Annotated in this window: 14 protein-coding genes and 1 tRNA gene; 8 read left to right on the forward strand and 7 right to left on the reverse strand. The window is 35.2% G+C overall.

What is annotated here, in order from left to right; translation table 11 throughout:
* Nucleotides 1-48 precede the first annotated feature (48 nt).
* Nucleotides 49-1,395, forward strand: a complete 1,347-nt coding sequence (locus tag G9Q29_RS02060; RefSeq protein ID WP_166132845.1) for a sigma-54-dependent transcriptional regulator — start codon at nt 49-51, stop codon at nt 1,393-1,395.
* On the opposite strand, the gene G9Q29_RS02065 is transcribed toward G9Q29_RS02060, so the two are convergent.
* Nucleotides 1,388-3,823 carry an ATP-binding response regulator gene (locus G9Q29_RS02065; RefSeq protein WP_166132846.1) on the reverse strand — a complete coding sequence of 812 codons (2,436 nt, stop codon included), beginning with the start codon at nt 3,821-3,823 and terminating at the stop codon, nt 1,388-1,390. The two genes, G9Q29_RS02060 and G9Q29_RS02065, sit on opposite strands and share 8 nt — an antisense overlap.
* Before the next feature lie 105 nt (nt 3,824-3,928).
* On the reverse strand, nt 3,929-5,830 hold the full coding sequence (locus G9Q29_RS02070) for a S9 family peptidase (RefSeq protein ID WP_166132847.1): 1,902 nt from the start codon (nt 5,828-5,830) through the stop codon (nt 3,929-3,931).
* A 209-nt stretch (nt 5,831-6,039) separates the two neighbouring features.
* Between G9Q29_RS02070 and G9Q29_RS02075 the strand changes: the two genes are divergently transcribed.
* From G9Q29_RS02075 to G9Q29_RS14820, 3 genes are all read left to right on the forward strand, one after another.
* Complete coding sequence (locus G9Q29_RS02075; protein ID WP_166132848.1) at nt 6,040-7,152, forward strand: NAD(P)/FAD-dependent oxidoreductase; 1,113 nt, start codon at nt 6,040-6,042, stop codon at nt 7,150-7,152.
* Nucleotides 7,152-7,898: a monofunctional biosynthetic peptidoglycan transglycosylase gene (gene mtgA / locus G9Q29_RS02080; protein WP_166132849.1), complete on the forward strand. Its 747-nt coding sequence runs from the start codon at nt 7,152-7,154 to the stop codon at nt 7,896-7,898. The genes G9Q29_RS02075 and mtgA overlap by 1 nt, the downstream gene beginning before the upstream one ends.
* 147 nt (nt 7,899-8,045) lie before the next feature.
* Nucleotides 8,046-8,315 carry a hypothetical protein gene (locus tag G9Q29_RS14820; RefSeq protein ID WP_187038228.1) on the forward strand — a complete coding sequence of 90 codons (270 nt, stop codon included), beginning with the start codon at nt 8,046-8,048 and terminating at the stop codon, nt 8,313-8,315.
* A 549-nt stretch (nt 8,316-8,864) separates the two neighbouring features.
* On the opposite strand, the gene G9Q29_RS14825 is transcribed toward G9Q29_RS14820, so the two are convergent.
* From G9Q29_RS14825 to G9Q29_RS02095, 3 genes are all read right to left on the reverse strand, one after another.
* Nucleotides 8,865-9,002 carry a hypothetical protein gene (locus G9Q29_RS14825; RefSeq protein ID WP_187038229.1) on the reverse strand — a complete coding sequence of 46 codons (138 nt, stop codon included), beginning with the start codon at nt 9,000-9,002 and terminating at the stop codon, nt 8,865-8,867.
* A 365-nt stretch (nt 9,003-9,367) separates the two neighbouring features.
* Nucleotides 9,368-9,583 carry a GIY-YIG nuclease family protein gene (locus tag G9Q29_RS14955; RefSeq protein WP_205729816.1) on the reverse strand — a complete coding sequence of 72 codons (216 nt, stop codon included), beginning with the start codon at nt 9,581-9,583 and terminating at the stop codon, nt 9,368-9,370.
* Between the two features lie 51 nt (nt 9,584-9,634).
* A tRNA-Ala gene (locus G9Q29_RS02095) sits at nt 9,635-9,708 on the reverse strand.
* A gap of 125 nt (nt 9,709-9,833) precedes the next feature.
* Between G9Q29_RS02095 and G9Q29_RS02100 the strand changes: the two genes are divergently transcribed.
* Nucleotides 9,834-10,601, forward strand: a complete 768-nt coding sequence (locus G9Q29_RS02100) for an enoyl-CoA hydratase/isomerase family protein (RefSeq protein ID WP_166132851.1) — start codon at nt 9,834-9,836, stop codon at nt 10,599-10,601.
* Here the strand turns inward: G9Q29_RS02100 and G9Q29_RS02105 are convergent.
* Nucleotides 10,591-10,731: a hypothetical protein gene (locus tag G9Q29_RS02105; protein ID WP_166132852.1), complete on the reverse strand. Its 141-nt coding sequence runs from the start codon at nt 10,729-10,731 to the stop codon at nt 10,591-10,593. The two genes, G9Q29_RS02100 and G9Q29_RS02105, sit on opposite strands and share 11 nt — an antisense overlap.
* 140 nt (nt 10,732-10,871) lie before the next feature.
* Between G9Q29_RS02105 and G9Q29_RS02110 the strand changes: the two genes are divergently transcribed.
* The 3 genes from G9Q29_RS02110 (at nt 10,872) to G9Q29_RS02120 (ending at nt 12,435) form a co-directional block, all read left to right on the forward strand.
* Nucleotides 10,872-11,324: a 6-pyruvoyl trahydropterin synthase family protein gene (locus G9Q29_RS02110; RefSeq protein WP_166132853.1), complete on the forward strand. Its 453-nt coding sequence runs from the start codon at nt 10,872-10,874 to the stop codon at nt 11,322-11,324.
* A 16-nt stretch (nt 11,325-11,340) separates the two neighbouring features.
* The gene (locus tag G9Q29_RS02115) at nt 11,341-12,093 is read left to right on the forward strand and encodes a UDP-2,3-diacylglucosamine diphosphatase (RefSeq protein WP_166132854.1); all 753 of its coding nucleotides are present in this window, start codon (nt 11,341-11,343) and stop codon (nt 12,091-12,093) included.
* A 135-nt stretch (nt 12,094-12,228) separates the two neighbouring features.
* On the forward strand, nt 12,229-12,435 hold the full coding sequence (locus G9Q29_RS02120; protein WP_166132855.1) for a hypothetical protein: 207 nt from the start codon (nt 12,229-12,231) through the stop codon (nt 12,433-12,435).
* Nucleotides 12,436-12,497: 62 nt separating this feature from the next.
* On the opposite strand, the gene G9Q29_RS02125 is transcribed toward G9Q29_RS02120, so the two are convergent.
* Nucleotides 12,498-12,854 carry a hypothetical protein gene (locus G9Q29_RS02125; protein ID WP_166132856.1) on the reverse strand — a complete coding sequence of 119 codons (357 nt, stop codon included), beginning with the start codon at nt 12,852-12,854 and terminating at the stop codon, nt 12,498-12,500.
* Between the last annotated feature and the right edge of the window lie 73 nt (nt 12,855-12,927).

Below are 12,927 nucleotides of genomic sequence, written 5' to 3' on the forward strand. Positions count from 1 at the left end.
TGATTAACAGTAAAAATAACTGTATTTTAGCACTAAAGTATAAATGCAATGGCTAAAATATTATTAATCGAGGACGACGTACCTTTTTGCAAACTTCTTGAGAAATTTTTGATAAAAAAATCATTTGAAGTAGTAACGGCTTTCTCAGCAGCCGAAGGCAAAAACAGCCTAAAATCTGCTGATTTTGATTTAGTTATCTCTGATTTACGATTGCCGGATTATGACGGTCTTTTGCTTTTGTCTGAAATAAAATCAGATTTTCCTAACCTGCCCGTTTTGCTCATGACCGGTTATGCCGATGTAAATACTGCTGTGAAAGCAATTAAAAATGGCGCTACAGATTATATTTCAAAGCCTTTTAATCCAGAAGAGGTTTTAATAGTAATTGCCAATGCATTAGACCAAGAGCCTTCTGAAGAAACAGCGGTGTCTAGTGTTCCTGCTAAACCTAAAAAACAAGTTCAAAGTACGCCTGTAACAACTTTTGTGAAAGGAATTTCAAAAGCTTCTCAAAAATTAGCAGAGTATATTCAGCTCGTGAGTCCAACTAATATGTCAGTGCTTATCATTGGCGAAAGCGGAACGGGTAAAGAAGTTATTGCTAAAAGTATTCACCAAAATAGTACGCGAAAAGATACTCCCTTTATTGCCGTCGACTGCGGTTCAATACCGAAAGAATTGGCTGCGAGTGAATTTTTTGGACATGTAAAAGGTTCATTTACTGGTGCTATTCATGACAAGGTTGGTTTTTTTGAAGCGGCTAATAACGGTACTGTTTTTCTGGACGAAATTGGGAATTTATCATACGAAAATCAAATACAATTGTTACGCGCCTTACAAGAGCGCAAGATAAAACCTGTTGGTAGTAACAAGGAAATTGCGGTTGATATTCGCATAATTACAGCTACAAACGAGGATTTAAGAGAGGCCGTAAAAAAAGGAGATTTCCGTGAAGATTTATACCATAGAATTAATGAATTCTCAATTCATTCGCCATCTTTGGTAGAACGAAATGAAGATTTGATGCTTTTTGCCGATTTTTTCCTCGAAAAAGCCAATCAAGAATTACAAAAAGACGTTTTAGGATTTTCTCCTGAAGTTATTTCTATCTTTCAAAAATACAAGTGGCCGGGAAATTTAAGAGAATTGCAAAACTGTATTAAGCGTGCGACTTTGCTAACACAGGGAGAGTTGGTACAAAAAGAAGCTTTGCCTGTAGAGTTTTTTCAAGAGGATGCTGCGATCAGCGCTGATTTTTCCTTATCAGAAAACGAAAAAGAAACTATTCTTGAAGCGCTCGCTAGAACCAATCAAAATAAGACGGAGGCGGCTAAATTACTTCAAATCAACAGGAAAACATTGTATAATAAGTTGAAGTTGTACAATATCAATTAATTTCTTTTTGAAGTAAAACAAACAGAGCGTTCATTTTTATGCTCAATTCATTTGCCAATGCAACTGCATCTATTGAATGATAGGATTCTCTTTCTAATTGATCCAAAATCGTGCTGATGTGGTTGGCTTTTATTTGCTTGAACATTGGACTCATTTTATGCGCGATGTTTTGCACTTCAGCTGCATTTTTGTTTTCTATCGCGTTATTCAAAAGGGCTAAATTTTCTATTGAACTAGTCATGAAATTTTCTAGAATTTCTCGTAATTCATCGTTCTGATCTGGTAAAAAAGCTCTTAATTCTTTTAACGAAAATAGTTTTGTAACCTTTTTTTCTCTTGCTTTTTTAATCGATGCCTTTGGTATTTCACGCTGATTTAAAATAGCGCTTGTGGTTTTAAGCAAAATTTTAGGTGTGTATGGCTTGTAAATTACAGTACTAAAACCAGCATCAAGATAGTAGTTTTTATCAAGGTCATTGCGTCCTGTTACGGCAATAATAGGTTGTTTTTTGGAATTATATTCGGTACTTTTTTGAACACTTCGTAGTAGTTCAAATCCATCTATAACGGGCATTTGTATGTCGGTAATTATAAAGTCAAAAGCGTACTGCTTCATCCACTGTAGGGCTTCATTAGCATCTTGAAAAGGATGAACGATATAGTTGTTGTTTCTTAAAACCTCGGTTGTTAGTTGTAATAAATTGCGGTCATCGTCTATTAAAACACCTATTTTCTTTTCACCTGAAATTTCTATTTTGTCTTCAGGGTTTTCAGTTGACACCGGAGCAAATAGTAGCGGCAACTTAATTGTAAATGTGCTGCCCTGACCTAGAGTGCTATTCAGCTGTAAATCGCCGCCGAGAATGGATGCCATTTTTTTAGAAATGGTTAGTCCAAGACCTGTTCCTCCGTATTTTTTTTCGATTTGGTCATTGGCTTGTGTGAATTCTTCAAAAATGATTTCCTGATTTTCTGCTGCAATTCCTATTCCGCTATCTGCAACTGAAATGCGAATATTCTCAAGCGCTACATCTATTTGTGCCGAAATTTTGATGGTTCCTTTTTCAGTAAACTTGTATGCGTTTCCTATCAGGTTGGTTAAAATTTGACGCAAACGAAATGGATCACTTAAAATAGGTTGTTGCAATTTTGGGTCAATATCGAGTTTCAATTCGATATCTTTTTGTGCGTAAATGGCTTGAACACTTACTGCTACTTCTTGAATATTTTTAGAAAGTGAAAACGGAATTTTTTCGATGGCAATTTTTCCTGCCTCGATTTGAGTAAAATCAAGTAAATCTTGGACTAATTGCGCAATATAATCTGAGGAACCTTTAATATTTTTGGCAAAATGAATTTGTTTGTTGCTGAGTTCAGAATTACTCAATAATTCAGAATAGCCCATCATGGTACTCAAAGGTGTTTTTAAATCATGGCTCACGGTAGCAATCAGTTGTTCTCTACTACGAAGTAATTTTTTGGCTTTCAGGTTGGCTGCTTCAAGCTGCTTTTTGTATAATTGCGACTTAGAGAAATCATTTAAAATAGCAATTAAAAACGCCATGGTTAAGATCAAACCAATAATAGCAGCGCTGGTTACAATTCGGTTGGTTTTTTGTAAAGAGGCTTCTCTTTTTAAATAATTGCTTGCTGTGCTGCGAATAATTTCTTTTTCAATACTGCCCAAAACTTGACGCAATTGATCTGAGATTGACAATTCATTTTGCAGTAATTTTTTTTCCTCGGCACTTACAAGTTTTTTCTTAGTACTCGTTTTAGTTTGTACTTGATTCAAAAGTTTTTTGGATACACTTACAATCGAATCGGATTCTTTCTTGCTTAATGTATTTGTACTATCGTCGGGAATATTTTGATTGAGATACGCCACATATTTTTTCAATACATTACGCTCGTAGTCTCCCATTTTATTGGGATTTTGTACAAAATCTTCTAATTGCAACTTACGCAATGACGATTGCATTTTGGTTAAGTCGGTAATAGCAGTGCTAACGGCTTGTTCGTCTTCTGATTTGCTTTTAATCGCTTTTAACTTCAGGATATTTTTGGTCTTTTTACCAAGTAGTACCTGAACACTGTCTAATAATTTAATTTGTTTGGGTGTATTTACAGCTTTTTTTAATGAATCAATTGCGATTGTTAGCGCATTGGTTTGTTTCAAATAGTTGTTGTAATCGCCATTTTGGCCTGATTGTACCGCAGCACGACCCATACTTTCTGTTTTGTATAAATCAGCAAGTACATTACTAACTTGTAAAACGGCACTGTTATTTGACGAAGGATTATTATCTGTTGTTGAAAAACGCTTGTTTTCTTTGTACAAAAACCAAGCTACGCTACCAAATAATAGTATTAAAAGGAGATAGCCCAAGAGCACTTTAACAGGGATGTAGTTTAATTTAAAATCCATTCTTCAAAGTTAAAAATTAGTACCCACTTTTAAGTTAAGATATTCCAAATAGTGAGTTGTTCATAAAAAATAACCCCACTAAAAGTGAGGTTATAGTCATCTGATTTATAAAGTTTCTTTCAGCCATTTAAAAAATTCGTACTGCCAAACTTGTGCATTTTGCGGTTTTAGTACCCAATGGTTTTCTTCGGGAAAATACAAAAATCTACTTTTAATACCTCGCAGTTGCACAGCTTGAAACGCTTCTTGACCTTGGCCAGTTGGCACTCTAAAATCTTTACCACCTTGAATAATCAAAATAGGGGTATTCCATTTGTCAACAAAATTGATAGGATTAAAAGTTGTGTATGCTTTTTGCGCTACAGCATTATTTTTATCCCAATACGGTCCTCCAAAATCCCAATTTGTAAAAAATACTTCCTCAGTAGTGCCGTACATACTTTGAGTATTAAAAATACCATCGTGAGCAATAAAAGTTTTGAAACGGTTGTTGTGAATTCCCGCCAAGTAAAAAGCCGAATAACCGCCATAACTAGCACCCACGCAACCCAAACGAGTTTTGTCTACATAACTTTCTTTGGCCACATCATCAATTGCTGCTAGGTAATCATCCATTACTTGACCGCCCCAATCGGTACTAATTTTTTCATTCCACTCCACGCCATGACCTTGCATTCCGCGACGGTTTGGTGCTACAACAATGTAGCCGTTTGCAGCCATTAATTGCAAATTCCATCGGTAGGAATAAAATTGTGTCAAGGCAGATTGTGGTCCACCTTGGCAATACAATAAGGTTGGGTATTTTTTTGAGGCATCAAAATTAGGTGGCAATACAACCCAAACAAGCATTTTTTTGCCATCTGTTGTGGTCACATATCTTTTTTCGACAGTACTTAATTGTAATGATTTGTATGTAGCACTGTTAACTTCTGTAAGTTGCTGCCAAGTTTTTTTCTTGAAATGATATGAGAAGAGTTCTGCTGCATGATTCATATCCGTTCTTGAAACTACAATTGTCTCTCCAACTACTCCTACCAAATCATTTACATCAAAAGCGCCGCTAGTAATTTGACGTACTGTGATGGCAATCCTTGTAACGCCCGGAAAGTTGACTTCGAAAAGTTGTTTGGTTCCGTCAACTGCAGCTGTAAAATATACTTTGCTGCCATCCGGACTCCACATAAAACTATCTACGCTGCCGTCCCAATTGGCAGTTAAGTTCATTTTGGTACCATTAAAAACAACTATAATGTCATTTTTATCCGCTTCGTAACCATCGCGTTTCATTTGTAAATAGGTCAAATGTCCTTTTGGTGAAAATTGTGGTGCGGTATCATAACCTTTATTTTCGGCAGTTAAATTGGTGGTTATTCCTGTTTCTAAATTGTATTCAAACAAGTTAGTATCGGTTGAAATAGCGTAATTAGTACCTGCTTTTTTCTTGCTAACGTACACAATGCGTTTGCTATCTGGTGACCAAATATAATCTTCATCGCCACCAAAAGGTTTTTGAGGGCTATCAAAATTTTCGCCTTTCATGATATCAATTCCCGTTGCGCCCTCTTTGTTTTCTTTGTAAAAAACATGGTTGTAGCTGCCTTCATTCCAACTGTCCCAATGACGGTAATTCAAGCCATTATAAATTTGTACGTCAGAATTTTGTAAAGCGGGATAAAAATCTTTACCGTGAACATTTTCAATCTTAACGGCTTCATCATAAACGATGTATTGGCCGTTTGGCGAAATGTTTTTGTTGGGTAAAATCGCTGTTGTCGACTCTAATTCCACAGCAACGCCACCACCTACCGAAATTGCGAATCGCTTGCTAACTGATTTGTTTGCAGCCACATCAGGAGTGCTCACTTGATAAACTATGTTTTTACCATCTTTGGATAAACCTAATGGAGTTACGCGGCCCAATTTCCAGAGCAATTCAGGTGTCATTACATTTTGTGCCATAGTATTTAAACTCAACATTAATAAAGGGAGAAGCAATATTTTTTTCATTTGAACAATTATTTTTGGATGCTAAAATTAGCCATTTTTTTTCGATTGAAGATGCTTAATCAGCTGTTTCTAGTGGGTATTCATACAGTCAAGGCTGAATAAATTGGTGTTCAATGTGTTACTTTTTTGCAGAAAAGCTCCAGTTAAAGATTAATCTCTTTCCTGTAATTAGCCTCAAAAAAGTATTATTTTTATAAAAAATTTCGAAAATGGATTTGAGTTATTGGGAATTGAAAAATTGGTTTACAAAAGTAGATTATACCATCGTAGGCAGCGGAATCGTTGGTTTGCATGCTGCGTTGCGCTTGCGAGAAAGATTTCCAGAGAGTAAAATTCTAGTTTTAGAAAAAGGAATGTTGCCACAAGGCGCTAGTACCAAAAATGCCGGTTTTGCTTGCTTTGGAAGCATTTCGGAGATTATCGATGATTTGAATTCGCACAGCGAAGAAGAGGTGATTCAACTCATTCAAAAACGTTGGCAAGGCTTACAGCTTCTTCGTAAAAATTTGGGAGATGCCGCAATCGACTTTAAGCCTTTTGGAGGTTATGAATTGTTTTTGCAAGATGATGAAAGTACCTATCAAGAATGTATTTCGAAGTTGCCTTTTATAAACGAAATTTTAAGACCGCTCTTCAAGGCAGATGTTTTTGCGAAACAAGTGGATCGTTTGGGGTTTCAAGGCGTGCAAGATTATGTGGTGTATAATCCGTTCGAAGCACAAATAGATACGGGTAACATGATGCAAGCACTACTAAAAAAAGCTATTGCAAATGATATTCTGATTCTAAACCAACAAACAGTTACGGCCTATACAGAATTAGGAAGTGGAGTAGAAGTAGCGCTGGGCGATTTTAGTTTTGTCACTCAAAAACTTTTATTTGCTACCAATGGTTTTGCCAATTCGCTAACTCAAGGAGCCGTAAAGCCTGCACGTGCTCAAGTGTTAATTACGCAACCTATTCCTAATTTAGATATTAAAGGGACTTTTCATTTGGATAAAGGATACTATTATTTCCGAAACATTGGTAATAGAATATTGTTAGGCGGCGGTAGAAACTTAGATTTTGAAACCGAAAACACTACGCAACTAGGGCAAACAGAAATTGTACAAAAAAAATTGGAACAATTGCTAAAAGAAGTAATTTTGCCGCAGTATGACTTTGAAATTGCTCATCGTTGGAGCGGTATTATGGGAATGGGAAATAGCAAAAAACCAATTGTGTCGCGATTATCAAATCATGTGTATTGTGGCTTGCGTTTGGGCGGAATGGGAGTAGCAATAGGCAGTTTAATAGGAACAGAATTAGCAGATTTAGTATAATGGGAACCAAAATAGCACCAAAAAAATCAAGACAAACTAGCAAGAAGCAAACGAGTATTTGGCAATCAAAACTCAGAAATTTTTTGGTGAAGGCTTTGCTTTGGTTTTTTGGGATATCTATTTTCTTTGTTGTGTTGTACAAATTTGTTCCGGTTTATTTTACGCCGTTAATGGTTATTCGTGCTATCGAAAATAAGTTTTCAGACAAAGAAGTGTATTTTAGTCATGACTGGGAACCTATTGAAAATTTGTCAATGAATTTGCAAAAAGCGGTGATTGCCAGCGAAGATGGTACTTTTTTAAAACACAATGGTTTTGATTTTGTAGCCATGCAAAAAGCCTATAAAAGCAATGAACGTGGCCGAAGAATTAAAGGTGGAAGTACAATTTCGCAACAAACGGCCAAAAACGTTTTTTTATGGCAGGGGCGTAGCTATTTGCGCAAAGGTCTCGAAGCTTATTTTACTGTTTTAATTGAGCTTATTTGGGGCAAAGAACGCATCATGGAAGTGTACTTAAATAGCATCGAAATGGGTAATGGAGTGTATGGCGCTCAAGCTGCCGCCGAACATTGGTACCGCAAAGGCGCCTCAAGCTTGACCCCGAAACAAGCCGCCGGAATAGCTGCAATTTTGCCTAATCCACGAAAGTATTCAGCAATAAGTTCGTCGTCGTACATTAACAATCGCAAAACTAAAATCGTAAGAATCATGCGCTCTGTTGGCAAGATCGATTATGGTAAATAAATATTTGAAATTAAATACAGACATAAAAAAACCGTAATAACATTAAGTTGCTGCGGTTTTTATGCTTTGTTGATAGTTGTGTGCAATTGGTGTGCAATATGCATAAAAAAAGTACTTACAGATTTTACTATAAGTGCTTTATTGTAATTGTGGAGAATACCGGATTCGAACCGGTCACCTTCCCGAATGCTTTCGGGACGCTCTATTCAAATGTTGTATGTAATTTCTAAGAAGCAGAAAGCGTTGAAAAGTAAGAGCGACCTAAAATTAGGAGAAATTGAAATTTTATTTAGAATACCAGCAGAAATCGATAAACTTGAGCATACTTCTGTTGTAGTTTTTGATGGAAAAAATGCAAATCAAATATCTGTTGCAGAATATGCTCAAGTAGTAGAAGTGATGAAGTCACTAAAATAAAGATTAAAAGAAAGTGACCTGGCTCACCTTAAAGTTAAACTAGTTAAGTTTAAGAAAACTAGTCTTTAAAGCAATCAGTTTCTATCATTTCTAAAATCCTATACCTTTTTTCGGAGTACAAAAGTATATCATTAAAGTGTCCGTGTTCTTCCCATATGTTATCTTCAGGGATTTGAATAGAGCAACCTCCACTTTCACATTTAGAGATTGTCATAGTCACCTCTTTATTAGTTTTTATATTTAAGGCTTTATAAGAGTTAAAGCCACATTGAGGACATTGTATTATCAGGTTCATATTTGTATATTGTTGAATTAAGTTTTTTGAAATTTTGTGATTTTTAATAATGTTAAAAATGTGTTAAATTAAAAATGTGTTATGATATTTATAATTTAGTCGTATATTTGCAGTGTTGTTTTTTAAAGAGAATTTTTTTGTTACAATTAATGATGCTTTTAAAGACAAAAAAGAAAACCTAACGACTAATAGTCGTCAGGCTTCTTGAACTTAGAAAAAGTCGTTGTAGTTGTCTAGAATAAAACTTACTATTTTTAGTACCACCTTTGATAGTAAAGTTTTACCCCATTTTGGGAATTTTCTACGCATAATACACCTCCTTTCTTTCTTACATGATTATAGGCTTTTTCACCATAGCCATTTTGGTTGTTTGAATGAATTTGATTTTTCATAATTTTAAATTTTAGTTGAACAATATTTTAAAAGAGCAATAAAAAGCTAGGCTACTGTTTTGTTTCAGATATAGCCTATTTTTTATGTATAAAAATTTCCCACAAAAGTACTGTTAAATTTTAATATTTGCAATCTTTTTTGTAAGTATGTTTTTTATTTTTTTTAAGCATCTAACAGTCAGGTAGTTGCCAAGTGTATATGAAAAGACTTCAACTATCTGCAACACTTATTAAAGGCTTTGGCGGTAAAAGTTTAAAATAAAAGTGATTTTGTACCTAGAGAAATTAGGAAAATCCTCAAAAATAGTGAATTTCAACCTTGCTACATCGCCTAGTAGCAAAACGGTTTATTTGCAATTAAAAACTCAATATATTTTTTTCTTTTTGATTTCCATCTCTCTTTTTACAGCTAATGAACGAGAATCAAAAATTTCAAAATAAACTAATATCCAATCTTTAGCCACTTTTGTATAAGCACTTCTACTGTTTAAATGATCATTAAGTCTATTTTGAATATTTTCACAGGATCCAGTGTAATATTTATCCAAAGTCTTCGAAAAAATAATATAAGTATAAAACATAGGCCTTAAATTAAAAAAGCCTCACATTTCTGTAAGGCTTAATTGTAATTGTGGAGAATACCGGATTCGAACCGGTCACCTCTTGCCTGCCAGGCAAGCGCTCTAGCCAAATGAGCTAATCCCCCAATCTTGTCGCAAATATATGATTTTAATTATCCAAAAAACAAATTTCCAAAAAACAAATCCATTCCTTTTTCTCAAAAATTGAAATCATGCGGTAGTTTTTTTAACTTTACCCTAAAAAATCCCTATGTCATCAATACCGTCTACAGGTTCGCTTACTACAACTATCAACGCAGCAGTTGCAACACTTACATTTGGCCATCCTGCAAGTAATTCGTTCCCAAGAGTTTTACTAGATCAGTTAACCGCAGCTTTAAAAGCAATGAGTAACAATCCAGAGGTATCTTTAATTGTAATTCAAAGCGAGGGCGAAGGCGCTTTTTGTGCAGGTGCCTCATTTGATGAACTCTTGGCGGTATCCAATGAAGCAGAAGGAGCTCATTTTTTCTCTGGTTTTGCCCATCTTATCAATGCCATGCGTTCCTGCTCAAAGTTGATTATTGGTCGCGTACATGGTAAAGCAGTGGGCGGTGGAGTAGGTATTGCCGCAGCTTGTGATTATGTTTTAGCGTCTACTTCGGCTGCTATAAAACTCTCTGAATTAGCAATTGGAATAGGTCCGTTTGTTATCGAGCCTGCCGTTTCCCGTAAAATTGGTAAAACTGCCATGTCCGAAATGACACTTGCTGCTCACGAATGGAAGTCGGCTGATTGGGCTGTTGCCAAAGGTTTGTACGCCGCGACCTATGCCACGCAACAAGAACTTGACGCTGCCATTGCTTCGTTTAGCACCAAATTAGCGAGTTACAATCCGGAGGCATTATTTGAAATGAAAAAAGTGCTTTGGGAAGGAACCGAAAATTGGGATACACTTTTATTAGAGCGCGCCAGCATATCGGGAACGTTGGTTTTGTCTGAGTTTACTAAAAATGCTTTAGCACAGTTCAAAAAATAGTTGAGGTATTTTTTTTAGGAGCTTTTTCCTGCTGTACACTATATTCCCGATTTATAAAAACTGCGGCAAAAAAGCCTTGTTTTTCTAAATTGGGAGATGTCGTTTCCATCAGGGCTATGGGTTTATCCATTCTGAAGCTAAATTTTTTTAATATTCGTATCATTGTAATAAGAGGTTACACTTTTCAAACTCCGCCGAAAAGCCATTGCCTAATATTTACAGCTTATTTCTCGCTTCTATTTCCTAAATTTGCATCAAAATTCAAGTCTAATGAGCAATATCAGAATTACAAAACAATTTAGTTTCGAGACCGGGCATGCCTTGTATGGTTACGATGGCAAATGCAAAAACGTACACGGACACAGTTATAAATTGTCAGTAACCGTAATAGGAACGCCAATCACGGATCGTTCTAATGTAAAATTCGGAATGGTAATTGACTTCACGGATTTAAAGAAAATTGTAAAAGAAGAAATCGTTGATCAGTTTGATCACGCCACAGTTTTTAACGGTACTACACCACATATTGATTTGGCCAATGAGCTTATCAATCGTGGTCATCACGTAATTTTAGTGGATTACCAACCTACGAGTGAGAATATGGTAATTGATTTTGCAAAACGCATCAGCAACAGACTCCCAGATGGAATTGCACTTTTCTCATTGAAATTACAAGAAACAGAATCGTCTTTTGCAGAGTGGTTTGCTAGCGACAATATTTAATATTTAGGCCGTTTTCATGACTGTACCTCCTAACAAAAAGATTTATTTTGCCTCTGATCAGCATTTTGGTGCGCCAACGCCGGAGTTAAGTTTTCCTCGAGAACAAAAGTTTGTGGCTTGGCTAGACGAAGTAAAAAAGGATGCCGAAGCGATTTTTTTGTTAGGTGATTTATTTGACTTTTGGTTCGAATATAAAACGGTTGTTCCTAAAGGTTTTGTTCGTGTTTTGGGTAAGTTAGCCGAAATTCGCGACAGTGGAATTCCTATTTATTTTTTTGTGGGCAACCATGATTTATGGATGGCCGATTATTTTCAAAAAGAATTGAATATCCCCGTTTTTCATGACAATCAAGAGTATACTTTTGGTAATAAAACCTTTTTAATCGGACATGGCGATGGCAAAGGCCCTGGCGATTTAGGATACAAACGCATGAAAAAGATTTTTACCAATCCGTTTTTCAAATGGCTTTTTAGATGGTTACATCCGGATATTGGGGTGAAGTTAGCGCAGTACCTTTCTGTAAAAAACAAATTGATTTCAGGCGATGAAGATGTAAAATTTCTTGGCGAAGACAAGGAATGGCTGATTCTTTACTCTAAGAAAAAATTGCAAACCAAACATTACAATTACCTTGTTTTTGGCCACCGTCATTTACCTATGAAAGTCTCTGTCGGCGATAATGCCGAATACGTAAACCTTGGCGATTGGATTGTGTATTTTACCTACGGTGTTTTTGATGGCGAGAATTTTGAGATCAAAAAGTACTAAATAATTTTGATGATTTTCAAGATTGTGCTTCGATGTATTTGTTTGTAAACAGACAAATAACTTTAGAGGCTTTTGGTTATTATTTTTCTGTATATTTGAAGTAAGAAAAATTAGAAGTTATTTAAAAAAATTTAAATGATGAAAACCGAAAGTAAAGTAACCAAGTTTTTTATTTTTTCAGGAATTGTTTTGTTCACTGTAGGATTATTATCTTTCGATTTAGATGGATTCTCTTTTGAAATTAATAAAAAATCGTACACCAAAATGATAGTTGCAACTGTATTTTTTGCAATTTCTTATTTTAGAATACAAAATGAAAAACGGACTAATAAAATTGAATGATAGAAAATTTAGAGAAAAAAATGTCTTTTGTGCTTTGCATTTTTGTCAAACAAACCTATTCTCTAGTTCATTCCTTCTCCGTATAAATATTTTTCTAAATCAATAGTAAACAAAGTTCCCATTACCAAGTCTTTCACCGCTGAAAGTTCGGTCATAGTCACTGCTAAATCTATTTGAGAATTTGGCGTTTTTAATAAAAAACGATGGCATTGTTGCTGGAACTCGCAACTTGCACACGTTTTATTGTTTTCAAAACTATCTTGAATACAATTGGCAAACAATTGTAATTCTTGCGTAGTATAGTAAAAACCCATGTCTTTAAAAATGACTTGTACGCGATCTGAAAGAAGTTGATCTCCTTTTTTCCAATAAAATGCGGTTCCTAAATGGTTCTGATAAATGGTCTTGATGTCGTGCATGAGCTACTCTTTTTTACAAAGATAATTATTATTTAAAATAATTCTAAATAATAAATTGTAAAAAAGACTTAAA

The sequence above is a fragment of the Flavobacterium turcicum genome (assembly GCF_011365745.1).
GTDB lineage: Bacteria > Bacteroidota > Bacteroidia > Flavobacteriales > Flavobacteriaceae > Flavobacterium > Flavobacterium turcicum.